The sequence below is a fragment of the Enterobacter sp. BNK-34 genome (assembly GCF_048684445.1).
Classification (GTDB): Bacteria; Pseudomonadota; Gammaproteobacteria; order Enterobacterales; family Enterobacteriaceae; genus Enterobacter; species Enterobacter pseudoroggenkampii.
Genome location: NZ_JBLQUA010000001.1, coordinates 3,842,804 through 3,867,842, shown reverse-complemented (window position 1 = coordinate 3,867,842; position 25,039 = coordinate 3,842,804). Strand labels below are relative to the sequence as shown.

The window sequence follows — 25,039 nt, the reverse complement described above, 5'->3', positions numbered from 1 at the left end:
GTGATGAGTGCTTCTACACCTTCGCCTCTGCGCGTCGCCATCATTGGCGCCGGGCAGGTCGCGGACAAAGTGCATGCCTCGTATTACGCCACGCGCAGTGATGTTCAGATGGTGGCTGTCATGGACAGCCACCCTGAACAGGCTCGGGCGTTTGCGGAACGTCATGGTATTCCCTCGGTGTGGCAGGATACGCGAGAGATGCTCGAGGCGGTTAAGCCGGATGCGGTGAGCGTCTGTTCGCCTAACCGGTTCCATTTCGAGCACGTCATGGCCGCGCTGGAAGCGGGCTGCCACGTAATGTGTGAAAAACCGCCGGCTATGACGCCGCAGGAGGCCGATAGGATGCGCATGGCCGCGCGCAAGGCGGGGAAAGTGCTGGCGTATGATTTTCACCATCGTTTTGCTCTCGATACGCAGCTGCTGCGTGAGGCTGTGATGAAGGGGGCGCTGGGAGAAGTTTATTACACCACGGCCCAGGCGCTACGCCGCTGCGGGGTTCCAGGCTGGGGCGTCTTTACCAACAAAGCGCTACAGGGCGGTGGGCCTCTGATTGATATCGGTATCCATATGCTCGATGCCGCAATGTACGTGTTGGGGTTCCCGGCGGTAAAAAAGGTGACGGCACACGGCTTCCAGAAGCTGGGAAACCGTAAAAGCAGCGGCCAGTTTGGCGAGTGGGATCCCACGCAGTTTACCGTTGAGGATGCCCTGTTTGGCACGATTGAGTTCTGCAACGGTGGCATTCTGCGCCTCGACACGTCGTTTGCGCTCAATATCCGGGAGCAATCGATCATGAACGTCGCATTCTGCGGTGAAAAGGCGGGCGCTACGCTGTTCCCGGCGCACATCTACAACGATGAAGGCGGTGTTTTAGTCACCCTCACGCAGCGTGAAGAAGCTGACGACCAGCGTCATATGCGCAGTATGGATGCCTTCGTACGGCATGTGCTGGGAGAGCCCGTTACGATAGCTGATGCGGAGCAGGGGCTGGTTATCCAGCAGCTTGTCGCCGCGCTGTATGAATCAGCAGAAACAGGGGAAAGCGTGACCTTATGCTAAACGTGTCTGTATTAACCGACCCGGGCTTTTGTCCACACAGCCTGAATAAATACGCCTCCATCATGGCCTGCGGTAATGGCTACATGGGGATCCGCGCTGCGCATGAAGAAGATTACACCCAGCAAACCCGAGGCATGTATCTTGCGGGTCTCTATCATCAGGCGGGTCGTAACGAGACCACTGAGCTGATCAATCTGCCGGATATCACCGGTATTGATGTTGAGCTGGATGGCGTCAATTTCACGCTCCTGTCAGGCGAAATTCTCGAGTGGCAGCGCGAGCTGGCGTTTGCCAACGGCGAACTTCATCGCCGCGTCGTCTGGCGCTCCCCCAACGGAAAGCGCTATCGCCTGGAGAGTCGTCGTTTTGTCTCTCTGGATCAGCTGCCGCTTGTGGCCATGCAGCTTTCGATCACACCGCTTGATGATGTCACGCAGGCCGTGCTGAAAACCGGCATTGATGCAACGCAAACGAACAGCGGCAGACAGCATTTGGATGAAATGTCGGTCAGAGTGTTTGACCAGCAATACATGCAGGGCGTGTATGAAACGCAGGACCGTGCGTCAGAAGTTGTTGTTTCGGCGTTTTGTCAGCTCTCTGCGAAGAGCGACAGCTGCTTCACCGCCAAAAATCGTCGTCTCAGCGTTCATCATTCGCTGACGGTTGCGAAGGGTGACACTGTCACGTTAGAAAAGATCGTCTGGGTGACGCATCGCAGTGATAAAGCACTGTCGCAGGCCTCTTTCGCTCGCAACGCGCTGGCCGATCTTAAGGTCTGTGCGGCAAGAGGCTACGACGCGTTGCTTGAGAGCTCATCGTATGCCTGGGAAGAGGTCTGGCGTGACGCTCGGGTGGAAGTGGACTCTACGGAGTATCAGGATCAGATGGCGCTGGATTACGCCGTCTGGCATTTGACGACCATGACACCTGCCCATGATGAGCGAAGCAGTATCGCCGCCAAAGGGCTGACGGGCGAGGGGTATAAAGGCCACGTCTTCTGGGATACCGAAATTTTCCTGCTGCCTTTCCATCTCTTCACGCGGCCCCGAACCGCCCGCAGCCTGTTGCGCTATCGTTGGCTGAACCTGGCCGGGGCGCGGGAAAAAGCCCGTCGCAACGGCTGGCCAGGCGCGCTGTTCCCATGGGAGAGCGCCGCGAGCGGCAAAGAGGAGACGCCGGAGTTCGCGGCTATCAACATCCGAACCGGCACGCGCCAGAAGGTGGCCTCTGCGCTGGCGGAACACCACATCGTGGCGGACATTGCCTGGGCCGTCGTCGCTTACTGGCAGGCGACACACGATGATGCCTTTATGCGAAATGAAGGCCTGACGCTGCTGATGGAAACCGCTGCGTTCTGGATGGGCCGCGCAACGGAAATCAATGGTCGTCTCGAAATCCATGACGTCATCGGACCGGACGAATACACCGAGCATGTGAACAACAACGCTTATACCAACTATCTGGCCTGGCACAACGTCGCCTGCGCTCGCCAGTTTATGGCGATGTTTGGGCGCGAGGATGAAGGTTTTACGCAGAATGCCTCACGGTTCCTGGCGCGCTTATGGCTACCAGAGGCTGACGCGGACGGTGTGCTCCCCCAGGATGATACCTTCATGGCAAAACCTGCTATCGATCTGAGCCGCTATAAAGCCAAAGCGGGTAAGCAGACCATTCTGCTCGATTATTCCCGCGCGGAAGTGAACGAGATGCAGATTCTTAAGCAGGCCGATGTGGTGATGCTTAATTATCTACTACCGGAGCGGTTTACCCCGCAGCAGTGTGCCGCCAATCTGGCGTTCTACGAACCCCGCACAATCCATGACTCTTCGCTGAGCAAGGCCATCCACGGCATTGTGACCGCCCGCTGTGGCGATACGGAAGGGGCCTACGCCTTCTGGCGCGCCGGCGTGGCTATCGATCTGGGCGACGATCCGCACAGCAGCGACGACGGCATTCATGCCGCGGCCACGGGTGCTATCTGGTCCGGCGTCATTCAGGGCTTTGCCGGCATGCAGATAGTGGAAGGGGAGCTGCACCTTGCGCCCAGGGTGCCAGCCCACTGGCGAAGACTTGCTTTCCCCCTGCGCTGGCGGAACACCACGCTGCGCTTTACGTACGAAAACGAGGTTTTAACCATTGAAGCTTCGGCACCTGTCACGCTGACGCTGTGGGGCAAAACGCTACACGTATCGGGGCATAAAGTTTGTGCCTGTAAGGACTTTCTTGCATCTGTGAATGGGACCGCTACCACGGAGGTGCACCATGACGCTTAAGGCTGTTGTATTCGATCTGGACGGTGTGATCACCGATACCGCACACCTCCATTTTTTGGCCTGGCGTGCAGTGGCGGAGGAAATCGGCATCACCATCGATGAAGTGTTTAACGAACAGCTGAAGGGTATTAGCCGCATGGATTCCCTTCAGCGCATCCTGAAGCATGGCGGGAAAGAGGGAACGTTTAGCGATGAGCAGTGCCTGGCGCTGGCGACGAAGAAAAACGCGTTCTATGTCCAGTCTCTGGCGTCACTGACGGAAGATTCACTGCTTCCCGGTATTCGCGACGTGCTGGCGGATATCCGTGCGGCGAACGTCAAAATTGGGCTCGCCTCCGTTTCCCTGAATGCCCCTGGCATCTTGCGCGCCCTGGGCATTCAGCACGCTTTTGATTTTTGCGCTGATGCTTCCCTCATTATCTGTTCGAAGCCTGACCCGGAGATCTTCCTCGCCGCCTGTGCTGGCCTGAATGTGCGTCCTGAAGAGGCCATGGGTATCGAAGATGCACCTGCAGGCGTTGAGGCGATCAACGCGGCGGGAATGCTATCGGTTGGGATTGGATCTGGCCTGGACCATGCGGGATTACAACTTCATTCAACGCGGGAACTGACCTGGAAATGTCTGACCGAGTTTTGGGCATCCCGGACGTATTGATAAGGAATTAACAATGGCTCAACTGTCTCTGAAACACATTCAGAAAATCTACGATAACCAGGTCCACGTGGTTAAGGATTTCAATCTCGAAATCGAAGATAAGGAGTTCATCGTCTTCGTCGGGCCTTCGGGCTGCGGTAAATCCACGACGCTGCGTATGATTGCCGGTCTGGAGGAGATCAGCGCGGGTGAACTGGTCATTGACGGCGTTTGCATGAACGACGTGCCCGCCAAGTCTCGCGATATCGCGATGGTGTTCCAGAACTATGCGCTTTACCCGCATATGACGGTCTACGACAACATGGCGTTTGGCCTGAAGATGCAGAAAATCGCCCCGGCGGTTATCGAAGAGCGCGTTCACTGGGCGGCACAGATCCTCGGCTTGCGCGAGTACCTCAAGCGTAAACCCGGCGCGCTGTCCGGCGGACAGCGTCAGCGCGTGGCGTTGGGCAGGGCGATCGTGCGCGAAGCGGGCGTGTTCCTGATGGATGAACCGCTCTCCAACCTCGATGCCAAGCTTCGCGTGCAGATGCGGGCTGAAATCAGCAAGCTGCACCAGAAGCTTAATACCACCATGATTTATGTGACCCACGATCAGACGGAAGCCATGACGATGGCAACCCGCATCGTGATCTTAAAAGACGGCATTATTCAGCAGGTCGGTGCCCCGAAGCAGGTGTACAACGAACCGGCGAACATGTTTGTCGCAGGGTTTATTGGCTCCCCAGCCATGAACTTCATTCGCGGCGCTATCGATGACCGCTATTTCGTCACGGAAACGCTGCGTCTGGCGATCCCGGAAGACACGCTCGCTTCACTGAATGCCGCAGGGTATCAGCGTAAAGCCGTGGTCTTTGGCATCCGCCCGGAAGATATTCTCACTCTGCAGAGCTGCGGTGAAAACATCGCGGCGAAAGTCAGCGTCGCCGAACTGACCGGCGCGGAGTTCATGCTCTATGCCACCGTTGGCGGCCATGAACTGGTGGTTCGCGCAGGCGCCGCGAATGACTATGCCGCTGGGGATAATATCGACATCCAGTTCGATATGAGTAAGTGCCATTTCTTCGACGCTGAAACCGAAGCGGCTATTAGATAAGAAAGGTGTTTGCCGGAAATGCAAATTTCCGGTTTTTTTGTTTGTAAATTATAAAGGGAATATTTAATGGGTACTCTACTAAGAAGTGCTGCGCTCGTTCTGTGCGCAGGGGTTAGCTGCGCACAAGCATCAGAAACAGCTAAACAGTGGGAATTTAATATTGGCGCGATGTATGAAATAGAAAACGTTGAAGGTCAGGCCGACGATAAAGATGGATTATATGAGCCCTCCGTGTGGTTTAATGCAACCTGGGATGCGTGGACTATTTCTCTGGCGATGTATCAGGAGGGGCCGGTTGATTACAGCAGTATGACCCGTGGAACCTATTTTGACCGTCCTGAATTTGAATTACGCTATCGCTTTATCGCAACCGATGATTTTACTTTCGGTCTGACCGGTGGTTTCCGAAATTATAGTTATCATTTTAAAGATGAACACGGTGCCAAAGACGGCAGCGCGAATATGCAGCGCTACAAAATTCAGCCTGACTGGGACATTAAATTAACCGATGACTGGCGCTTTAGCGGCTGGTTTGCCATGTATCAGTTTGCCAACGATCTGGAAAAAACCGGCTATGCTGACAGCCGCGTCGAAACCGAAACGGGCTTTACATGGACCATTAACGAAACCTTTGCGGCTAAAGTGAATTACTATTTAGAGCGCGGCTTCAATATGGACAGTACCCGTAATAACGGTGAATTCTCCACCCAGGAAATTCGCGCCTATCTGCCTATTTCATTGGGCCAGACGACCCTAACGCCTTACACTCGACTGGGACTTGATCGCTGGACGAACTGGGACTGGCAGGACGATCCTGAGCGTGAAGGGCATAATTTCAACCGACTGGGTATGCAGTACGCCTATGACTTCAACAACGGTTTATCCATGACGCTGGAATACGCCTATGAGTGGGAAAATCATGACGAGGGTGAAAACGACCGCTTCCACTATGCGGGGGTTGGCGTAAACTACGCGTTCTGACCGACGACACGCCAGGGGCACTAAGCCCCTGGTTTTAGCGAAGGGAAGCAGCCAACAAAAAGTGGGTATCAACCAGCACTTTTTGCGGGGCGGGCTGACCGGCAATACGCCTGAAAAGAAGATCGCAGCTCTCTTCCCCCAGTTTTCGTGTGGGGATATCAAAGCCGCCAGGTGCGGGCGTTAAAATGAGAGACAGCATCGGGTCGCTGTATCCGGCTATCACCACCTGTTCCGGGATCATCAGATTCAACTCATCCGCCGCACGATAGAGGCTGAGCAACTTCATGCTGTCGGTCGCAAATACCGCATCAGGCGGCGTGGGTGACGACAACAGTTCCAGAGCCGCCGCGAGCGCACTCTCATGGGTATAACCGCCATCCCTGATCCAGTCCGGGTTAATGGCAATACGGTGCTTTTCCAGACTGGCTTTATAACCCGCCAGACGATCGATCGAAACATGATAATCAAGCGGCGCATGCAGACAGGCAATTTTTTGCCGACCGTTTTTTATAAAGGTTTCGGTCAGCGTGGCGCTGTCATGAAAATTATCCGTGTCGACGGAATAAATATTCTGATACTCACCTTCCACTTTGCCGATAACTACTACCGGTACGCCATATGCATCCAGCGTGGTGAAAAAGGATTCATTTGCGGGTGAACTCAGCATAATGATCCCTTTGATCATTTTCTGCTTTATTTTACTTACACATTTCAGCAGATCGTCTTCGCTGCTTTTTGAGGTTTGCAAAATAACGTCAAACCCTTCTTCTTCCGCTTTAGCCGTAATGGCATGAAGGACATCGGAGAAAAAGGGATTACCGGCAGTGGTTTTGGTTGAACGGGTCGAAATAACCATAATGGCATCGAAGCCTGAAGAGGTCAGGGCGCGAGCCAGTTTGTTGGGTTGATAATTTAATTCGTCAATCGCCTTCAGCACTTTGTCACGTGCTTCGGGAGAAATATTCGTTTGTTTATTCAGAACGCGGGAAACGGTTGATTTCGATACGCCCGCAACCCGTGCGATATCATAGATGGTGGGTGACATACACCTTACTCACTCCGGACTGACAGCAATGCCGTTCATCTTACTGGAGAGAAAACGGCAATAGCAATAAATAAGAATTGATAATCAACGATCTGCCCCCATTTATTGTATTCTGAAGCCATGCATTCAAGGCTTCCAGGCAACGAAGGACGGCGATGAAGCGACTTAAGAACGAAATCAATTCACTGGTGAACCGTGGCGTTGACCGTCATCTGCGTCTGGCCGTGACGGGGCTGAGCCGCAGCGGTAAGACAGCGTTTATCACCGCGATGGTAAACCAGCTCCTGAACCTGCACGCCGGGGCGCGTCTGCCGTTGCTTAGCGCGGTGCGGGAAGAACGCCTGCTGGGCGTGAAGCGCGTCCCACAGCGGGATTTTGGTATTCCACGTTTTACCTATGACGAAGGGCTGGCGCAGCTCTATGGCGATCCGCCCACCTGGCCGACGCCGACGCGAGGGGTCAGTGAAATTCGCCTCGCGCTGCGTTTTCGCTCGAATGAATCCCTGATGCGCCACTTCAAGGATACCTCCACGCTGTACCTGGAAATCGTCGATTACCCTGGCGAATGGCTGCTCGACCTGCCGATGCTGGCGCAGGATTACCTTAGCTGGTCCCGCCAGATGACGGGCCTGTTGCAGGGGCAGCGCGCCGGGTGGTCGGCCAAATGGCGACAGCTGTGCGAAGGTCTGGACCCGCTTGCGCCGGCCGATGAAAACCGCCTGGCGGCCATTGCCGACGCCTGGACGGCGTATTTGCACCAGTGCAAGCAGGAAGGGTTACACTTCATTCAGCCGGGGCGATTTGTTCTGCCGGGTGATTTAGCGGGCGCGCCTGCGCTTCAGTTCTTCCCCTGGCCGGATGTGGACGGGGTGGGCGAGTCGACGCTGGCGCAGGCGGATAAGCACACTAACGCCGGGATGCTGCGTGAGCGTTACCATTACTACTGTGAAAAAGTGGTCAAGGGATTCTATAAAAACCACTTTTTGCGATTTGACCGCCAGATTGTGCTGGTGGATTGTCTGCAGCCGCTTAACAGCGGGCCACAGGCCTTCAACGATATGCGCCTTGCGCTGACGCAGCTGATGCAAAGTTTTCACTACGGGCAGCGGACGCTGTTTCGCCGTCTGTTCTCACCGGTAATCGATAAACTGCTCTTTGCGGCCACGAAGGCCGATCACGTCACGGTCGACCAGCATGCCAATATGGTGTCGCTGCTGCAGCAGCTGGTGCAGGACGCCTGGCAAAACGCCGCCTTCGAAGGGATCGGCATGGATTGCCTTGGTCTCGCGTCCGTGCAGGCGACGCAAAGCGGGCTGATTGACCTTAACGGTGAGAAAATACCGGCATTACGCGGGAACCGGCTCAGCGACGGTGAACCGCTTACCGTGTATCCGGGCGAAGTGCCTGCGCGGCTGCCGGGTCAGGCCTTCTGGCAGAACCAGGGCTTCCAGTTTGAAGCCTTCCGCCCGCAGGCAATGAGCGTCGACAGGCCATTACCACACATCCGTCTGGATGCGGCGCTGGAGTTTTTGATTGGAGATAAATTGCGATGACGGAACCGTTAAAACCGCGCATAGACTTTACCGGAACGCTTGAGAAGGATCCTCAGGAGGCGTTCAAAACCTCGCAGACGTTCAGCGGCACGCAGGCGGATAACTTTGCCCCGGCCCTGACTGAGGAGCCTGGCGTCGAAGAAGGACCGGCGGAGGCGGTTGTGGAAGCTGCTCTGCGTCCAAAACGCAGTCTGTGGCGCAAGATGGTCACCGCCGGTCTGGCGCTGTTTGGCGTAAGCGTGGTTGGGCAGGGCGTGCAGTGGACGATGAATGCCTGGCATACTCAGGACTGGGTCGCGCTGGGCGGATGTGCCGCGGGCGCGCTGATTGTGGGGGCGGGCATCGGGTCGGTTGCCACCGAGTGGCGTCGGCTCTGGCGTTTGCGCCAGCGCGCGCATGAGCGTGATGAAGCGCGGGATCTGCTTCACAGCCACGGCACCGGGAAAGGTCGCGCGTTCTGTGAAAAGCTGGCCAGCCAGGCCGGCATCGATCAGTCGCATCCGGCGCTTCAGCGCTGGTATGCCGCCATCCATGAAACCCAGAATGACCGGGAAGTGGTGACGCTCTACTCCCATATGGTTCAGCCGGTGCTGGATGCCCAGGCGCGACGCGAGATCAGCCGCTCTGCGGCGGAATCTACCCTGATGATTGCCGTCAGCCCGCTGGCGCTGGTCGATATGGCCTTTATCGCCTGGCGCAACCTGCGCCTGATCAACCGTATTGCGAACCTTTACGGCATAGAGCTGGGTTACTACAGTCGGCTGAGACTGTTCAAACTGGTCCTGCTCAATATCGCGTTTGCCGGAGCGAGTGAACTGGTGCGCGAAGTGGGCATGGACTGGATGTCGCAGGATCTGGCGGCGCGTCTTTCTGCCCGTGCCGCTCAGGGTATCGGCGCGGGATTATTAACGGCGCGTTTGGGAATTAAAGCGATGGAGGTCTGCCGTCCGCTGCCGTGGATTGATGGCGATAAGCCCCGGCTGGGGGATTTCAGGCGTGAGCTGATCGGCCAGCTCAAAGAGACGCTCAATAAAAAACCGACTCCGTGAGGTTTTGTTCACTAATCGTGCTGGCTGTCAATATTTGTTGACAGCCATCTTCCGGATCACCGTGTTCTGACATATCATTTTACTGTTATTGGCTTAAAACGGTGAATTTCCCATGCGTCTTGAAGTCTTCTGTGAAGACCGTCTCGGTCTGACCCGCGAATTACTCGATCTTCTTGTTTTACGTAGCATTGATTTACGTGGCATTGAGATCGATCCTGTCGGGCGAATTTACCTCAATTTTGCCGAAATTGAATTTAATACCTTCAGCAGCCTGATGGCGGAAATCCGCCGTATCGCTGGCGTTACGGATGTACGCACCATTCCCTGGATGCCCTCTGAGCGTGAGCACCTGGCCCTGAGCGCGCTGCTGGAAGCCATGCCCGAGCCGTTCCTCTCCCTGGATTTGAAGAGCAAAGTTGAGCGCGTTAACCACGCGAGCTGCCAGCTGTTCGCGCAGAGTCAGGAGAAGCTCAGCAATCATAACGCCGCGCAGCTGATCCCCGGCTTTAACTTCCAGCGCTGGCTGGACAGCAATCCGCAGAACACGCTTAGCGAGCATGTGGTGATTAACGGACAGAATTTCCTGATGGAGATCACGCCGGTCTATCTGAAAGGGGAAGGGAATACTCGCGTGTTGACCGGGGCAGTGATCATGCTGCGCTCGACGTTACGCATGGGTCGCCAGCTGCAAAACCTCTCCAGTCAGGACGTTGGCGCATTCAGCCAGATTATCGCCGTCAGCCCGAAAATGCGCCATGTGGTTGATCAGGCGCGCAAGCTTGCAAGCCTGACCGCGCCGCTGCTGATTACCGGGGATACCGGCACCGGGAAAGACCTGCTGGCTCACGCCGTGCATCAGGCGAGTCCGCGTGCAGCCAAACCTTATCTGGCACTTAACTGCGCCTCTATTCCGGAAGATGCCGTTGAAAGCGAGCTGTTTGGTCACGCGCCGGAAGGCAAGAAAGGGTTCTTCGAGCAGGCTAACGGCGGCTCGGTGCTGCTGGACGAAATCGGCGAAATGTCGCCGCGTATGCAGGCTAAGCTGCTGCGTTTCCTGAACGACGGAACGTTCCGCCGCGTCGGTGAGGATCACGAAGTGCATGTGGACGTGCGCGTCATTTGCGCCACCCAGAAAAACCTGGTTGAACTGGTGCAAAAGGGGATCTTCCGCGAAGATCTCTATTACCGCCTCAACGTCCTGACGCTGAATATTCCGCCGCTGCGCGATTGCCCCCAGGACATCATGCCGCTTACGGAGCTGTTCGTCGCCCGCTTTGCCGACGAGCAGGGGGTGCCGCGTCCGAAACTGTCTGCCGATCTTGGCACGGTGCTCATGCGCTACGGCTGGCCGGGCAACATTCGTCAGCTCAAAAACGCCGTATATCGCGCGCTTACCCAGCTTGAAGGGTATGAGCTGCGCCCGCAGGATATCCTGCTGCCGGATTACGATGCCGGAACGGTATCGGTAGGCGAAGAGGCGATGGAAGGGTCGCTGGACGATATCACCAGCCGTTTCGAGCGTTCTGTGCTGACGCAGCTGTACCGCAGCTATCCCAGCACCCGCAAGCTGGCAAAACGTCTTGGCGTCTCGCACACCGCGATCGCGAATAAGCTGCGTGAGTACGGTTTGAATCATAAGAAAGGTGACGAATAACAAAAAAGCCTCTGCAAAGAGGCTTTTTACTTTACGTTTATTCCTTCGCCATCGGCGTGTTAACGATTTCTGTTTTTGTCTCTCCCTGAATCGACACAATCCTGCTTTCGACGTCTTTCACCTGCTGCGGGCTGTGCAGCAGGGTATAGGTCAGATCGAACTGCGCGCTGGCGCCTGGCTCCAGCTGCTTAACCCGCTTCTGCTCGCGTTCAATCGTCACGGGGTAGGCGTAGCTGGTACCCGGTTCGATGCCCGTGACATAACCCTGCTTCAGCGTGTCGGTATTTTTCCATAAGGTCAGCACGGGCAGCTGGCGCGTATCAAACTGGATTGATGCGCCTTTATCTCCGGCTTTATTGACCACTGCCGCGAGCGTTTCGTGGTTATTGTCTGCGAGCGGTTTAATGTTAAAGACCATCTCATCAAAGCCTTTTGTCGGCCCGGCGTAGGTTTGCCAGTCGTTAACGCCCGCTTTGGCGTAGTCATTGAATGGGCTCACGCTCACCGCAGGCGCAAGGAATCGGGCGCCTTCTTCGAGGATTGGCGTGCCGAAGTTGCTGTGATAGATGATTTGGTAATCATGAGGGTAATCTGCATGGTTGGTCAGAACATCATGCAGGCTGAACTGGTTGATTCCGGGGACGTAGCGCAGTTCGGTCATGGTTTGCAGATCCGCTTTTTTAAACGTGCTCTCTTTGATCAAACCCCGAACGCGGATCTCATGCGGAGCGGCATCCGCAACCTCGACCTCTACCTGCGATACCGGTGTATTACCGGCTCTGCCATGCAGGGTGTAAATTTGCCCGTCCGCGGTGACCGGGTGCCCTGTCCACTCATAGCCACAGCGCACCATCATCTCGTTGAAACCATCCAGCCAGCCGAGACCGTTGCGGCTTTCAAGATTGATATAAGCCGGATTAACGACCTCTTTGACGGGGGAATTCCAACCCAGTCTGGTGCCAAAGCCTTCTACGTGCAGAAGGTTCATCCCGCGGGTCGGGCTCAGGGTGATGGTGAGGCCATCTTTGCTGCTAATAATGATGACTTTGCTGCCTTCCTGCTTGCCGCCATGTAAGACTTTTTGCTCAATGCTGAACGTTTGATCCTTAACTTTCAGCTCGTCACTGGAAATCTTCCAGTTTCCTTTCTCTACGCTGCTTTCAGCGCTTGTCAGCACCCAGGTTTTAGCCGCAGCATGACCAGAAATCAGGACCGCAAGGAGCGTAAAAGCGAATTTAATCTTCATATATTATCCTTTTTGCTGAAACGATTATTTTCTTTCGTAAGCAAATCTAATGTTTAGACAAAAAGGGAAATGTGATGTGCTTCACTGGGGATGAAAATAGGGAATTTTAACGATTATTATGCGTTATTGATCACGCTCATGTTACATATTGCCTAAGTTATTGCATGATTAATGTGACTTACGAGCATTTAAGCTTTAACGATTCAGCTCTGAAGTAATAAAAAACCCCGCCGTCGCGAGGTTGAGAATAAGTTGTATAGAATGCTAAGGACTTATTATGCTTTCAGCACGTCCAGCGCGGCAGTGTAGTCCGGCTCGGTGGTGATTTCGTTAACCAGTTCGCTGAAGACGACGGTGTCGTTTTCATCCAGAACCAGTACAGCACGTGCTGCCAGACCCTTCAATGGGCCTTCAGCAATGCTGACGCCATATTTCTCGAGGAAATCTGCGCTGCGCAGGGTGGAGAGGGTAATAACGTTGCTCAGGCCTTCGGCACCGCAGAAACGGGACTGGGCAAACGGCAGGTCAGCGGAAATGCACAGCACAACGGTGTTGTCCATTTCAGTCGCCAGCTGGTTGAATTTACGCACGGATGCGGCACAAACGCCGGTATCAATGCTTGGGAAAATGTTCAGTACTTTGCGTTTGCCCGCAAACTGAGCCAGTGTGACGTCAGACAGATCTTTAGCCACCAGAGTAAAAGCCTGCGCTTTGCTGCCAGCCTGCGGAATGGAACCTGCTACAGCAACCGGGTTGCCCTGGAAATGAACGAGTTGTGACATAGATATCTTCCTGTTTACATATAGTTAACGTCGGGGCTAGTGTATGCCATCAGCGGATAACACGGCAAACCAAATTTTTCGCCTTACCGGGCCGCAAGGAGTCAGTGATGAGAAGCGTTAAGGTCTATGAAGAAGCCTGGCCATTGCATACCCCGTTTGTGATCTCCCGCGGCAGCCGAAGTGAAGCCAGCGTGGTCGTAGTTGAAATCGAAGAAGAGGGTATGAAAGGCGTCGGGGAATGTACGCCTTACCCGCGCTACGGAGAAAGTCCTGCGTCGGTGATGGCGCAGATCATGACCCTGGTGCCTGACCTGCAAAAAGGGCTCACGCGCGAGGCGTTACAGCAGCGTTTACCCGCCGGGGCGGCGCGCAACGCCATCGACTGTGCGCTCTGGAGCCTTGAAGCCGCTAAGCAGCAAAAATCGTTGACGTCCTTGCTGAGTGTGGTCGTGCCGGAGACCGTCGTGACGGCGCAGACGGTCGTGATTGGTGAGCCGGAGCAAATGGCCGCCAGCGCAAAAGCGCTCTATGACGCCGGGGCCACGCTGTTAAAAGTGAAGCTCGACGATCGTCTGATCAGCGAGCGGATGGTCGCTATTCGCTCGGCGGTACCCTCAGCCACGCTGATTGTTGACGCCAACGAGTCGTGGCATCCCGAGGGGCTGGCCGCGCGATGCCAGCTGCTGGCCGATCTGGGCGTAGCGATGCTGGAGCAGCCTCTGCCGGTAAAAGAGGATGCAGCTCTGAAGAATTTTATCCATCCGTTGCCCGTGTGCGCAGATGAAAGCTGCCACACCCGCGAAAATTTGAGCGAGCTTAAGGGCTGCTATGAGATGGTCAATATCAAGCTCGACAAGGCAGGCGGACTGACAGAAGCCCTGGCCCTGGCAGCGGAAGCCCGGGCGCAGGGGTTCGCCCTGATGCTGGGATGCATGCTTTGCACCTCCCGGGCGATCGGCGCGGCGCTGCCGCTGGTCAACCAGGTTCGTTTCGCCGATCTGGATGGCCCGACGTGGCTGGCGGTTGACGTTTCACCGGCCCTTAAATTTACCAGCGGCGTGCTTCATCTCTGAGGCTGCCAGCGCAGAAGCTCCATCATCGCTTTTAGGTAAATTTCGCTGGCTTCGTCGGAGGATATCGGCGGGAATTCAGCGGTGATGCAGGGCAGGCTCAAATCGGCGCACCAGCTTCCGAATGATCCGGGTGTTTCATACCCCACGCTGGTGACGAGCGGCAGGGCGAAAGCCTGTGCCAGCCACGCGCCCAGGTCGGAGTGACGCGGATCTTCAATGCAGGCCAGCGGATCGTGGAAGGAGACAACCCAGGCGGGGTGGATCTTATGGATAAGCTGGCACAGCGCCTGCGTTTCTGGCTCCGAGCCGGGCTTGTCTCCCGTCAGCAGCACCACGTCCCGCTCCTCGGCTGAGCTGTTCCAGCGATACACCGTTTCTCCGGCGCGCCAGTTTGCCGCCGGGAAGTTACGGTTCAGGTCGACCCCCCTCGCATTTGCCCGTAAGCCAAGCTGGCAGCCATCCGGATTCACGGCAAGAATCACATGATGGCGTCGTAATGACGGCGTCAGCGTCCGCAGCGCGCACGAGAGCGTGACGACAGACGAGTTCTCATCACCGTGCGTGCCGGCAATGATTAAACCGCTGTCGCGATCGGCATCGGGTGCCGGGAACCAGATCAGCGATGCGCCTAAAAATGAGCGGCCATATTGTTCAGCGCCCGGAGGAAAGGCGCCGCGTTCCGCGCGTGGTCGGGTGGTTGCCATACGAAATCCTGATAAAAAAGTCTCTACTGGCAGTGTTGTGCAAAAGCCGCTGTTAATCAAATAGTTTCCGTAACGGCTGAGAATTGCCTTAAATCACTATTCAGGCGTAAGTTATTTGCATTTCTTATTGTCGAAACAAATAATTACGCATCTGCTTGTTACCTGAATTTATTAAAGGGGATCTTATGAAGCATCCTGTTTCGCGTCTTTTTACCGCACTGTGTCTGTGCGGGCTCTCTACACTCTCATACGCTGCTGATGTGCCGCAGGGCACGGTACTGGCGCAAAAACAGGAGCTGGTCAGGCATATTAAAGACGAACCTGCCTCGCTCGATCCGGCAAAAGCGGTGGGGTTGCCCGAGATTCAGGTGATTCGCGATCTTTTCGAAGGGCTGGTGAATCAGAACGAGAAGGGGGAACTCACTCCGGGCGTGGCGACGCGCTGGCAGAGCAACGATAACCGTATCTGGACGTTCACCCTGCGTGACAACGCGAAATGGTCTGACGGTACGCCCGTCACCGCGCAGGATTTTGTCTACAGCTGGCAGCGTCTGGTTGACCCGAAAACCACGTCTCCGTTTGCCTGGTTTGCGGCGCTGGCGGGTATCAACAACGCGCAGGCCATTATCGATGGTAAAGCGGCGCCTGACACCCTGGGCGTGACGGCGGTGGATGCCAGAACCTTACGCGTCCAGCTGGACAAACCGCTACCGTGGTTCAGCAACCTGACGGCAAACTTTGCCTTCTATCCGGTACAAAAAGCGAACGTTGAAAGCGGTAAAGAGTGGACGCGTCCGGGTGCCCTGGTGGGCAATGGCGCATACGTCCTGAACGACCGCGTGGTGAATGAAAAACTGGTTGTCGTTCCGAATACTCACTACTGGGACAATGCGAAAACAGTCCTGCAAAAAGTGACCTTCATTCCGATCAATCAGGAATCATCCGCCACCAAACGCTATCTGGCGGGGGATATTGATATCACCGAGTCGTTCCCGAAAAACATGTATCAGAAGCTCCTGAAGGACATTCCGGGACAGGTGTATACGCCGCCTCAGCTCGGAACCTATTACTACGCGTTTAACACGCAAAAGGGCCCGACGGCCGATGCACGGGTTCGTCTTGCCCTGAGCATGACCATCGATCGCCGCATTATGGCGGAGAAGGTATTAGGTACCGGTGAGAAGCCGGCCTGGCATTTCACGCCTGACGTGACGGCGGGCTTCACGCCTGAACCTTCACCGTTCGAGCAGATGTCGCAGCAGGAGCTGAATGCTCAGGCGAAAACCTTGCTCCAGGCCGCAGGCTACGGTCCTCAGCGTCCGCTGAAGTTGACCCTGCTGTACAACACCTCGGAAAACCACCAGAAAATCGCCATTGCGGTGGCGTCAATGTGGAAGAAAAATCTCGGTGTGGACGTCAAGCTGCAAAACCAGGAGTGGAAAACCTATATCGACAGCCGTAATACCGGTAATTTTGATGTGATCCGCGCGTCATGGGTAGGCGATTACAACGAGCCATCGACCTTCCTGTCCCTGCTGACCTCAACCCACAGCGGCAATATCTCGCGTTTCAATGAGCCAGCCTACGATAAAATTATCCATCAGGCGACGCTGGAAACCACGGCGAAAGCGCGTAATACGGACTACAACATGGCGGAGAAAATCCTCATGGAGAAAGCGCCCATCGCGCCAATTTATCAGTACACCAATGGTCGTCTGATTAAGCCCTGGGTGAAAGGCTACCCCATCGATAACCCGGAAGACGTGGCGTATAGCCGGACAATGTATATTGAGAAACACTGACGCCCAGGACTTAACTACTACAAAATCCAGAACTGGCGCGGAGTACAGCGCCAGTTGCTCCTTCTGATCCTCTCCCGCCACAGCAGAAAATAACACTTTCCTGACGATACTCGCGCTGATATTTATCAGGCGATTCAAAAAACACAATACGTAATTGTGGGTAAAAATTGCATGTGTTGAAAATCGCCATCTACACTTGAACAAAATAATATCTTGTGTTCTGCATATTAAAAACATGCAGTAACTCCAGTGAGGTCAATATGTCTTTCACTAACAGAGAGTTGCGTGAACTTGTCGAAACACAATTAAAATATACGTTATGCGTTAGCCTGGACAAGGCTACCAACGGCGATATATTCAATGCTGTGGCGCTGGCAGTGCGGTATTTTCAGCAAGATCGCTTTCTCGATAGTCAGGCCCGGCAGCGCGCTGAAAAGAAAAAACGCGTTTATTATCTCTCAATGGAATTTTTACTCGGGCAGTCATTGCGTAACAACCTGATGAATATGAATTTGCTAGATGATATGCGTCAGGTTGTCAATGAGCTCGGATTTGATTTTGATAATATTTTTGATGAAGAACCCGATGCGGCACTAGGGAATGGGGGGTTAGGGCGCCTGGCCGCCTGCTTCATCGATTCTATGGCTACGTTAGATATTGCTGCTTCAGGGCATGGTATCAAATACGAGTATGGTTTATTCAGGCAGACGTTTGAGAATGGTCAGCAAGTCGAACATCCAGATGACTGGCATTCCATGCACTCCCCCTGGCTAGTTGAACACCATAGCCAGGCTATGCTGATCCCCATTGGTGGTTTCATTGAACATTCAGATGATGTTAATGGTAATTACAATCCAATGTGGATGGGATGGAATACAATAGTAGGCATTCCTAATGATCATTTCGTTTCTGGTTACAGAGGTAACACCACTAATAAACTTCGTTTATACAGTGCCGTAGCTTCTAACTCTTTCAATATTCATATTTTCAATCATGGCGATTATATAAAAGCAGTTAGTGAAAAAATAGCTTCTGAAAATATCTCAAAAATACTCTATCCTTCTGATGAAATTCTCTCAGGTAAGGAGCTCAGACTTACTCAGGAGTATTTTCTTGTGGCATGTACTTTGCGTGATATTTTTCGTGAATATACTGAAATTGAAACGGATATTTCTTTATTGCCGAAGCATGTTGCTATCCAGCTTAATGATACGCATCCCGCGCTGGCTGTTGTCGAGTTGATGCGAATACTTGTAGATGAACATAACCTTCCCTGGCACCAGGCCTGGGATATCACCCAAAGAACTTGTGCATACACGAACCACACGCTGATGCCTGAGGCCCTGGAAACCTGGCCAGTGGCGTTGTTTGAAAAACTGTTGCCGCGGCACTTGCAGATTATTTTTGAGATTAACCACCGTTTTCTTGAGGATGTCGCCTCCCGTTGGCCCGACAAACCGCATTTGTTGACCTCCTTGTCTCTGTTTTCGGGGGACAACGAGAAAAGTATCAGGATGGCAAATTTGGCCATCGTCGGGAGTCATTGTGTAAATGGGGTGGCGATGCTCCATTCCGAGCTTATCAAAACGCACCTGGTTCCCGATTTTTATTTTATTACGCCAGATAAATTCATTAATCAGACCAACGGCATTACGCCGCGCAGATGGTTGCAGCAGGCTAACCCAAATCTTGCCGCGTTTCTGAATCAGCAATTGGGTACCCGATGGCCGACGGATTTACATATGCTTCGACAGCTGGAGAAGCATGCGGATGATACGGGGGTGATCGATCATATCCGCGGCATTAAATTCAAAAATAAATCCGCGCTGAGCCAGATTGTTTCACAACGTTATGGGATTATGTTGGACCCTATGGCAATGTTTGATTGTCAGGTAAAACGCATTCACGAATACAAGCGCCAGCTTCTGAATATTCTTCACGTCATTTCTCTCTATATTGATATTAAAGAGAATGGGAGAACCATAGCGCCTAAGGTGCATCTTTTTGCAGGTAAAGCGGCACCCGGTTATCGAATGGCAAAGCTTATTATTCAGTTAATTAATGCTGTTGCGAATAAAATCAACAGCGATGCGCGTATTGCCGGACAGCTGAAAGTCATTTTTCTTGAGGATTACAAAGTCTCCTTAGCCGAAAGCATAATACCGGCAACAGACCTGTCTGAACAGATATCCACAGCAGGTACGGAGGCATCTGGAACCAGTAATATGAAGTTCGCGCTGAATGGTGCGTTAACAATGGGTACGTATGATGGTGCCAACATAGAAATTCTTAATGCTGTTGGGGTAGAAAACTTCTATCTTTTCGGCGCGACGGCTGAAGAAATCAATGAAATGCGTTCAAATGGCGATAATAATCGTTTCTATCGTCAGAGCGATCCTCGAATGATGCGTATAGTGGATACGCTTATTTCTGGCGAATTTACCGCCGATCGTGAAATTTTTGCACAGCTACACCATATGTTGACAACAGCCGATCATTATTGTCATCTGCTGGATTTTGACAGCTACAGTCAAACCCAACGTCAGGCAATGGCGGATTTTGAACATCCGCGCCAGTGGCATCGAAAAGCGTTGCTAAATATTAGCCGAATGGGGGAGTTTTCGAGTGACAGAACCATTCAGGGATATGCAAGGGATATTTGGGGAATAAATTGCTGAGGGTCATGCTTCCGGTTGCCTTCCGGGAGCGATGCCGGTGCACTAAGATCTGCATTCGGGAACACGTTACGCCTGATGTGAGGGTGATTATGAACTTTGAAATACAGAGTGAAAATGACGTACAGATTGTCGTTCCGCTGGTTCGCAGGCTGGATGCTTCTGTCGAGCAGACCTTTAAGCAGCAGGTGCTGGAGGTGATTGAAAAAAGCAATAAAAAGATATTGCTGGATTTCAGCCACGTAGATTTTATTGACAGCAGCTGTCTCGGCGCGCTGGTATCCATACTCAAGAGTTTAAACGGCAAGGGTGAGCTGGTGCTGTGTTCGCTTAACAGCAATACAAACGATCTCTTTAAGCTGACCAGGATGGATCGTATTTTTTCTATTAAGGCCAATCGGCAGGATGCCCTGCAGGTGTTGATGGGCTAATATCACAGCGCTCTTCGGGGAGAAAGCGGGATTTGCCAACGGTTAAAACGAGAACTGACGCATTCTCGCGCCAGTCCTGAAAACATGGCTCCGCTCCACCCGCACGGTATTCGCTCGGGCTGATACCGGCGCGCTATTGTGCTAATAACGCACTAAACTTCGCCAGCCACTGCGGATGCGCGGGCCAGGCGGGAGCCGTCACCAGGTTGCCGTCTACGTGGGCCTGATCGATGCCGATAGTGGCGTAGTGTCCTCCGGCGAGGCGCACCTCAGGCGCGCAGGCCGGGTAGGCGCTACAGGTTCGCCCTTTCAGGATACCTGCGGCAGCGAGCAGCTGCGGGCCGTGGCACACTGCCGCAATCGGCTTACGCGCGGCGTCAAATGCCTGCACCAGCTTTAACACGTCCTCATTTAGCCGCAGATACTCGGGCGCTCTCCCGCCGGGGATGAGCAGCGCGTCGTAATCCTGTTCCTTGACGGTGGAAAAGTCGGCATTGAGGGTAAAGCGGTGACCGGGTTTTTCGCTATAGGTCTGGGCGCCGTCGAAATCATGGATTGCCGTCATGATGTAGTCGCCCTTTGGTTTATCGGGACAGACCGCATCCACCTGATGGCCAATCATCTGCAAAGCCTGAAAAGGCACCATGGTCTCGTAATCTTCGGCGTAGTCGCCAACCAGCATCAGGATCTTCTTGCTCATCATTCCTCACCTTTTTCAATAAAGATGATTAAGATATAGCCTGGCGTGGCTGAATTGCCGGAAATAAAAAAGCCCGTCAGAGCACGGGCAACATAAGCAAATGAATAAGTGATTCGTTATCAACGTTGTTGGAGGATAACGCCGCGTATTTTACGCGGCTGTAAGGGAAGCAGATACCTGACATATTCGGTAGGTGAAACAAGCGATTAAACGTGCGTTACGGTGCGTCAAAGGTCGGGTAAAGAATATTTTCAAGAAATTCGACGAGATACCAGATCTCGCCGCTAAAAATAAACCAGAAACCAAATATAATAAGGAGTAAAATAATTAAGGTGAGTATTATTTCTGTTTTTTCCATTGCAGCTTTAACCCACCTGAAGCTAATTGATTCGAGGTGGGCATTGTAGCGGGGCTTTACTGGATACTCCAGTTTCATGCAGCAAGGACTTTATTGCGTCCGTCATTTTTAGCGCGATACAGGGCATCGTCCACACGCTTAAACAGCTCATCAATACTCTCCCCCTGATCGTGCCGCGCCACGCCAATGCTGACGGTAAACCGCGGTAAGCCCGGAATCGTAATGCGGGCTACGGCTGCACGGATCGACTCGGCAATCTGCAACGCGGTGTCGAGAGAAGTGCGCGGCAGCAGAATTACGAACTCTTCGCCACCCCAGCGGAACACCATGTCGCCCTCCCGACTACAGGCTTCGAGCGTTCGCGAGAGGGCGATAAGCACCTCATCACCTTTCAGATGACCGAACAGATCGTTAATATTTTTGAAATGGTCGGTATCCACCAGCAGCAGGCTAAATTGCTGTTGCGCTGGAAGATAATTGAGGCTGTTTTGATCGGTAATGGCATAGAACTGGCGCCGGTTGAGTAGCCCGGTCATGGAGTCACGTAACGCCGCATGCTCCAGCTCCTGCTCCAGCCTTTTCTGCTCGGTGATATCGTGAATGATGCACAGCATCAGCTTGTCGCCGTAGATCTCAATGGGCCCGGCATACGTCTGAACGTGGCGGGTGGATCCATCGGCCAGGCGGTGAACAAAATTGAGAGGCTTATGACCACCGGGCAGCGCGGCAATCGCCGTCATAATGGGCATCACATCCCGCCCCAGGGTATTAATTTCCCAGGTATGCTTACTGCACATGTCGTCGTGTGAATAGCCATAAAAATTGAGTGCAGCCAGATTCGCATCGACGATTTGACCATCGCGGGCAGGATCGATCAGCAGCATCGGGGCGCTGTTGGTCAGAAAAAAGCGCGCATAAAATCCCTGTTTTTTCCGCCGGTAGGTGGCGGAACGGCTGGCCTTCAATCCTGAGAGTAATTGTGGTGAGGTCCCCTCGAAAACAATCACGTCACCCCAGGGGGCGTAGTGGGCAAGCGAGAGACGACAGCTTAACGGCGTATCCTGGCCATCCCAGCTGATTGTCCAGATTTCGACGATCTCCTGATCTGTTTTCAGTTCAGGTACATACATCGACAGGAGGGGTTGCGCATTCGCAGAATAGGTGCCTTTGCGCAGGTCATCGAGCGTTTTATCCCCCATGACCTGCGTTGCGGCCACATTCGCAAAAATGATCTGTTCCGACACGGGTGAAATGAGCCACACGGGTGTTTTAATTACATTCAACGCATCAAAACAAGGTTGCGACATAGGCATTTCCTGTTCATTGGCACACTGTGGCTGACATGTATGACAGAATTGACTCGCGTGTACTGCTTTGAAACATACTCCACTTCATCCCGTCAGGCATGATTTTTTTGTGAAGCAAATGCGTTTTCCGAATGAATTTTACCAATTGGTATAATTTGTTTGTCCGAGTTTATTTGCAGCAGCAGCCACGGTACCTGTTCGGCAGGTAAGGGGCGGGAGAAAAGGTACCCCTGCAGATAATCGCAGCCGAGACGGGTGAGGACCGCCTCCTGTTCTTCCGTTTCGATCCCTTCTGCCACCACATTCATTTCCATGGTCCGGGCGATACTGATGATGGTTTCAACCAGCTTGTAGCTTTTTTCATTTTCCAGCATCGAGGTTACGAAGCTTCTGTCGATCTTAAGTTCTTTAGCCGGAAGCACGCTCAGCATCAGCAGGTTGGAATAGCCCGTACCGAAATCATCAATCGAGACGGTGATCCCTGCGTGATTAAACGTATTGAGCAACTCAATGCTGCGGTCGAGATTTTTAAGTGCGGTGCTCTCAGTTACCTCAAGGATCAGCCGGGACGGAGACAAGTTATATTTTTCCAGCATCGACGAGATGATAGGGAAAATGTCCGGCTGTTCGAACTGGACGGGGGATAGGTTAAGCGACAACGTCCACTGGCTGAACCCTTGTTCAGTCCAGAAATGCAGCTGCCGGCATGCCGCTTCAATGGCCCAGTTGCCCACCGGGATAATTAAGCCTGTTTGCTCGAGCGAGGGGATAAACAGACCTGGCAGTACAACGCCTTGCTCAGGATGCCGCCAGCGCAGAAGGGCTTCAAAACCATGAATGGTTTTCTCTCCCGCATGCCAGGTGGGCTGGTACCACAGTTCAAACTGATCGCGTTCAAGCGCCTGAGAGAGTTCCTTCAGGAAACCGGGTTTCGCCGGGATCGCTGTTGACATCTCGGACTGATAAATCGCCCAGCCGTTGCGCCCATCGTCTTTGACATGATGTAAGGCTGCATCCGCCTTAAGTTTGAGCTCGTGCAGCGTTTCGCCATCCTGAGGATAGAGGCTGACGCCCGCGCTGATCGTCGTGCTCAACGTATGTCCGCAAACAGACAGAGGGCGTCGTACATCCCCGAGCAGTGAAGTGAGCAGGGCGTTGAGCTTGTCGTCATCACATTCCGGCACCAGCAGGATAAAGGCGTCTCCTCCCAGTCTTGCCAGGGTCATCTCACGCGTGAGTCGGGCCGTGATGCGCTGTGCGACGGTGATCAATAACTCATCGCCGACGCTGTGACCCCAGGTATCGTTGACGCGTTTGAAATGATCGACGTTCAGGAAAATGACGGCAAATTGCCTGTTACTCAGCAACGCGCTGCGCAGGCAGTCCTGCATACGGAGATCCATCTGGTGGCGATTCGCGAGTCCGGTGAGCGCGTCAAAGCGCGCCTGTAGCTCAAGCTGACGATTGAGCTGCCGCAGATTGTCCGTCAGCCGGCCGGTACGTCGGTGAGAATCGACAAGGGAAATAATTAACATCACGCCAAGCAGGCAGAGCGTGGTGACCGAAACCCAGATGGATAACCCCAGTTCGCCGATCCCGCCGGGGAGGGTATGCGACATTTCCGGGTAATGCGCGGCACTCATGCCGGTATAGTGCATCGCACAAATGGCGGCGGCCATGACCAGGGCCGCGAGAAGACGATCGATAAAGACGCCTTTGTGTTTATCTCGCAGACGGAAAGCCAGCCGCAGCGCCGTGCCGGAAGCCACCACGGCAATGACTACGGACAACCCCACAATACGGCGATCCCAGATGATGCTGCCATCCAGCATCAGGGCCGCCATACCGATATAGTGCATGGATACTACGCCTGCGCTCAGGATCGCGGTGGCAACGATGGGGCGAAAAAGAGACCGTTTTTTTCCCGCGACGGCAATATCAAGGGCCGTGGTCGACGCAATAACCGCGACGCCTAGCGATGCAAGGGTTAACCAGAGGTCGTAGCTCATCATCATGGGCATTTGCATCGACAGCATGCCGATAAAGTGCATCGACCAAATGCCAATGCCCAGCGTAACCCCACCGGCAATACGCCAGAACAGGGCAGCCTTTCGGCTGGAAAGGGGGATCTTTCCGGCGCTGTCCAGCGCCACAAAGGAGGCGATAAACGCCACCAGATAAGAGATAGCGATTAACACAGGGTCCCACGATATATTGAGCATTATGCAATCCCACGCCTGAGAGGGTTACCGATTTCGCCTGCCGGGTACATCTTTATCGGGCAACGAACATGCGCATTCAAACCATATTAGTTATTTATCGTGAAAAATGACCAGTCATATTAATACTCTAAAACTTATTAAGAATATAAAATATATTCCATTGTTAATGTATTAAGCATTGCTAAACAAAAACGGATAAAAGTAGCAAAGCTCCTTAAATATGAGGGCGATCGTATCGTCTCACCGCGGGCGATACTATCGCTTAAGATGGCGAGAGACCAGTATCACAGCATCCTGCGCATAACATTTTCACTAATACACTCTTTTTGTCTGACTTAAGACAAATCTCAGGATGCTAACGGCGAAAAAACAAA

Annotated in this window: 20 protein-coding genes; 12 read left to right on the top strand and 8 right to left on the bottom strand. The window is 53.5% G+C overall.

Annotated elements, in window-relative coordinates; all coding sequences use genetic code 11:
• The 5 genes from ACMGG5_RS18930 (at position 1) to ACMGG5_RS18910 (ending at position 6,064) form a co-directional block, all read left to right on the top strand.
• On the top strand, positions 1-1,059 hold the full coding sequence (locus tag ACMGG5_RS18930; RefSeq protein ID WP_420278357.1) for a Gfo/Idh/MocA family protein: 1,059 nt from the start codon (positions 1-3) through the stop codon (positions 1,057-1,059).
• The gene (locus tag ACMGG5_RS18925) at positions 1,053-3,332 is read left to right on the top strand and encodes a glycoside hydrolase family 65 protein (protein ID WP_420278356.1); all 2,280 of its coding nucleotides are present in this window, start codon (positions 1,053-1,055) and stop codon (positions 3,330-3,332) included. Before ACMGG5_RS18930 ends, ACMGG5_RS18925 begins: the two co-directional genes overlap by 7 nt.
• Entirely contained in the window at positions 3,322-3,987 is a 666-nt protein-coding gene (pgmB, locus tag ACMGG5_RS18920) for a beta-phosphoglucomutase (protein ID WP_032647535.1), read from the top strand. The genes ACMGG5_RS18925 and pgmB overlap by 11 nt, the downstream gene beginning before the upstream one ends.
• A 13-nt stretch (positions 3,988-4,000) precedes the next feature.
• Entirely contained in the window at positions 4,001-5,083 is a 1,083-nt protein-coding gene (locus ACMGG5_RS18915; protein ID WP_267214934.1) for an ABC transporter ATP-binding protein, read from the top strand.
• A 66-nt stretch (positions 5,084-5,149) separates the two neighbouring features.
• Entirely contained in the window at positions 5,150-6,064 is a 915-nt protein-coding gene (locus ACMGG5_RS18910) for an OmpG family monomeric porin (RefSeq protein ID WP_032647530.1), read from the top strand.
• A gap of 34 nt (positions 6,065-6,098) precedes the next feature.
• Here the strand turns inward: ACMGG5_RS18910 and ACMGG5_RS18905 are convergent, their stop codons facing one another.
• Positions 6,099-7,109, bottom strand: coding sequence for a LacI family DNA-binding transcriptional regulator (locus ACMGG5_RS18905; RefSeq protein WP_024907151.1), 1,011 nt, complete (start codon positions 7,107-7,109; stop codon positions 6,099-6,101).
• A gap of 155 nt (positions 7,110-7,264) precedes the next feature.
• Here ACMGG5_RS18905 and ACMGG5_RS18900 point away from each other — a divergent pair, with 155 nt between their 5' ends.
• From ACMGG5_RS18900 to tyrR, 3 genes are all read left to right on the top strand, one after another.
• Positions 7,265-8,662 carry a YcjX family protein gene (locus ACMGG5_RS18900; RefSeq protein ID WP_024907152.1) on the top strand — a complete coding sequence of 466 codons (1,398 nt, stop codon included), beginning with the start codon at positions 7,265-7,267 and terminating at the stop codon, positions 8,660-8,662.
• Entirely contained in the window at positions 8,659-9,711 is a 1,053-nt protein-coding gene (locus ACMGG5_RS18895) for a YcjF family protein (protein WP_024907153.1), read from the top strand. The genes ACMGG5_RS18900 and ACMGG5_RS18895 overlap by 4 nt, the downstream gene beginning before the upstream one ends.
• A 112-nt stretch (positions 9,712-9,823) precedes the next feature.
• Positions 9,824-11,365 carry a transcriptional regulator TyrR gene (tyrR, locus tag ACMGG5_RS18890; protein WP_148768895.1) on the top strand — a complete coding sequence of 514 codons (1,542 nt, stop codon included), beginning with the start codon at positions 9,824-9,826 and terminating at the stop codon, positions 11,363-11,365.
• A gap of 37 nt (positions 11,366-11,402) precedes the next feature.
• Here tyrR and ACMGG5_RS18885 read toward each other — a convergent pair whose 3' ends face one another.
• Positions 11,403-12,611 carry an aldose 1-epimerase family protein gene (locus ACMGG5_RS18885; protein ID WP_420278355.1) on the bottom strand — a complete coding sequence of 403 codons (1,209 nt, stop codon included), beginning with the start codon at positions 12,609-12,611 and terminating at the stop codon, positions 11,403-11,405.
• 275 nt (positions 12,612-12,886) lie between these two features.
• Positions 12,887-13,393, bottom strand: coding sequence for a thiol peroxidase (gene tpx, locus ACMGG5_RS18880; RefSeq protein ID WP_023335907.1), 507 nt, complete (start codon positions 13,391-13,393; stop codon positions 12,887-12,889).
• Between the two features lie 107 nt (positions 13,394-13,500).
• On the opposite strand from tpx, the gene ycjG reads away from it, so the two are divergent.
• Positions 13,501-14,466 carry an L-Ala-D/L-Glu epimerase gene (gene ycjG, locus ACMGG5_RS18875; RefSeq protein WP_024907155.1) on the top strand — a complete coding sequence of 322 codons (966 nt, stop codon included), beginning with the start codon at positions 13,501-13,503 and terminating at the stop codon, positions 14,464-14,466.
• Here the strand turns inward: ycjG and mpaA are convergent.
• A complete protein-coding gene (gene mpaA, locus ACMGG5_RS18870) occupies positions 14,457-15,170 on the bottom strand; it encodes a murein tripeptide amidase MpaA (RefSeq protein ID WP_024907156.1) in 714 nt (237 codons plus the stop codon). The two genes, ycjG and mpaA, sit on opposite strands and share 10 nt — an antisense overlap.
• 185 nt (positions 15,171-15,355) lie before the next feature.
• Here mpaA and ACMGG5_RS18865 point away from each other — a divergent pair, with 185 nt between their 5' ends.
• The 3 genes from ACMGG5_RS18865 (at position 15,356) to ACMGG5_RS18855 (ending at position 20,078) form a co-directional block, all read left to right on the top strand.
• Positions 15,356-16,972 (top strand): peptide ABC transporter substrate-binding protein, encoded by a 1,617-nt coding sequence (locus ACMGG5_RS18865; protein ID WP_248164827.1) that lies wholly within the window; start codon positions 15,356-15,358, stop codon positions 16,970-16,972.
• A gap of 260 nt (positions 16,973-17,232) precedes the next feature.
• Positions 17,233-19,650: a glycogen/starch/alpha-glucan phosphorylase gene (locus ACMGG5_RS18860; RefSeq protein ID WP_420278354.1), complete on the top strand. Its 2,418-nt coding sequence runs from the start codon at positions 17,233-17,235 to the stop codon at positions 19,648-19,650.
• A gap of 89 nt (positions 19,651-19,739) precedes the next feature.
• A complete protein-coding gene (locus ACMGG5_RS18855; RefSeq protein WP_061715005.1) occupies positions 19,740-20,078 on the top strand; it encodes an STAS domain-containing protein in 339 nt (112 codons plus the stop codon).
• A 133-nt stretch (positions 20,079-20,211) separates the two neighbouring features.
• Here the strand turns inward: ACMGG5_RS18855 and ACMGG5_RS18850 are convergent, their stop codons facing one another.
• The 4 genes from ACMGG5_RS18850 to ACMGG5_RS18835 all read right to left on the bottom strand — a co-directional run bounded on the left by ACMGG5_RS18850 (position 20,212) and on the right by ACMGG5_RS18835 (position 24,665).
• The gene (locus ACMGG5_RS18850; protein WP_032647513.1) at positions 20,212-20,778 is read right to left on the bottom strand and encodes a DJ-1/PfpI family protein; all 567 of its coding nucleotides are present in this window, start codon (positions 20,776-20,778) and stop codon (positions 20,212-20,214) included.
• Positions 20,779-20,995: 217 nt separating this feature from the next.
• A complete protein-coding gene (locus tag ACMGG5_RS18845; protein ID WP_032647852.1) occupies positions 20,996-21,136 on the bottom strand; it encodes an Ecr family regulatory small membrane protein in 141 nt (46 codons plus the stop codon).
• A gap of 74 nt (positions 21,137-21,210) precedes the next feature.
• Positions 21,211-22,443: a sensor domain-containing diguanylate cyclase gene (locus tag ACMGG5_RS18840; RefSeq protein WP_024907161.1), complete on the bottom strand. Its 1,233-nt coding sequence runs from the start codon at positions 22,441-22,443 to the stop codon at positions 21,211-21,213.
• A 92-nt stretch (positions 22,444-22,535) separates the two neighbouring features.
• Positions 22,536-24,665 carry a putative bifunctional diguanylate cyclase/phosphodiesterase gene (locus tag ACMGG5_RS18835; RefSeq protein WP_420278353.1) on the bottom strand — a complete coding sequence of 710 codons (2,130 nt, stop codon included), beginning with the start codon at positions 24,663-24,665 and terminating at the stop codon, positions 22,536-22,538.
• Positions 24,666-25,039 lie beyond the last annotated feature (374 nt).

Bases quoted from the DNA above. Each gene is read 5' to 3' on its own strand.
- mpaA (WP_024907156.1), bottom strand. From the start codon at position 15,170: ATGGCAACCACCCGACCACGCGCGGAACGCGGCGCCTTTCCTCCGGGC.
- tyrR (WP_148768895.1), top strand. From the start codon at position 9,824: ATGCGTCTTGAAGTCTTCTGTGAAGACCGTCTCGGTCTGACCCGCGAA.
- ACMGG5_RS18865 (WP_248164827.1), top strand. From the start codon at position 15,356: ATGAAGCATCCTGTTTCGCGTCTTTTTACCGCACTGTGTCTGTGCGGG.
- ACMGG5_RS18910 (WP_032647530.1), top strand. From the start codon at position 5,150: ATGGGTACTCTACTAAGAAGTGCTGCGCTCGTTCTGTGCGCAGGGGTT.
- ACMGG5_RS18840 (WP_024907161.1), bottom strand. From the start codon at position 22,443: ATGTCGCAACCTTGTTTTGATGCGTTGAATGTAATTAAAACACCCGTG.
- ACMGG5_RS18855 (WP_061715005.1), top strand. From the start codon at position 19,740: ATGAACTTTGAAATACAGAGTGAAAATGACGTACAGATTGTCGTTCCG.
- ACMGG5_RS18845 (WP_032647852.1), bottom strand. From the start codon at position 21,136: ATGGAAAAAACAGAAATAATACTCACCTTAATTATTTTACTCCTTATT.
- ACMGG5_RS18915 (WP_267214934.1), top strand. From the start codon at position 4,001: ATGGCTCAACTGTCTCTGAAACACATTCAGAAAATCTACGATAACCAG.
- ACMGG5_RS18885 (WP_420278355.1), bottom strand. From the start codon at position 12,611: ATGAAGATTAAATTCGCTTTTACGCTCCTTGCGGTCCTGATTTCTGGT.
- pgmB (WP_032647535.1), top strand. From the start codon at position 3,322: ATGACGCTTAAGGCTGTTGTATTCGATCTGGACGGTGTGATCACCGAT.
- ACMGG5_RS18835 (WP_420278353.1), bottom strand. From the start codon at position 24,665: ATGCTCAATATATCGTGGGACCCTGTGTTAATCGCTATCTCTTATCTG.
- ACMGG5_RS18895 (WP_024907153.1), top strand. From the start codon at position 8,659: ATGACGGAACCGTTAAAACCGCGCATAGACTTTACCGGAACGCTTGAG.
- tpx (WP_023335907.1), bottom strand. From the start codon at position 13,393: ATGTCACAACTCGTTCATTTCCAGGGCAACCCGGTTGCTGTAGCAGGT.
- ACMGG5_RS18850 (WP_032647513.1), bottom strand. From the start codon at position 20,778: ATGAGCAAGAAGATCCTGATGCTGGTTGGCGACTACGCCGAAGATTAC.
- ACMGG5_RS18900 (WP_024907152.1), top strand. From the start codon at position 7,265: ATGAAGCGACTTAAGAACGAAATCAATTCACTGGTGAACCGTGGCGTT.
- ACMGG5_RS18925 (WP_420278356.1), top strand. From the start codon at position 1,053: ATGCTAAACGTGTCTGTATTAACCGACCCGGGCTTTTGTCCACACAGC.
- ACMGG5_RS18905 (WP_024907151.1), bottom strand. From the start codon at position 7,109: ATGTCACCCACCATCTATGATATCGCACGGGTTGCGGGCGTATCGAAA.
- ACMGG5_RS18860 (WP_420278354.1), top strand. From the start codon at position 17,233: ATGTCTTTCACTAACAGAGAGTTGCGTGAACTTGTCGAAACACAATTA.
- ycjG (WP_024907155.1), top strand. From the start codon at position 13,501: ATGAGAAGCGTTAAGGTCTATGAAGAAGCCTGGCCATTGCATACCCCG.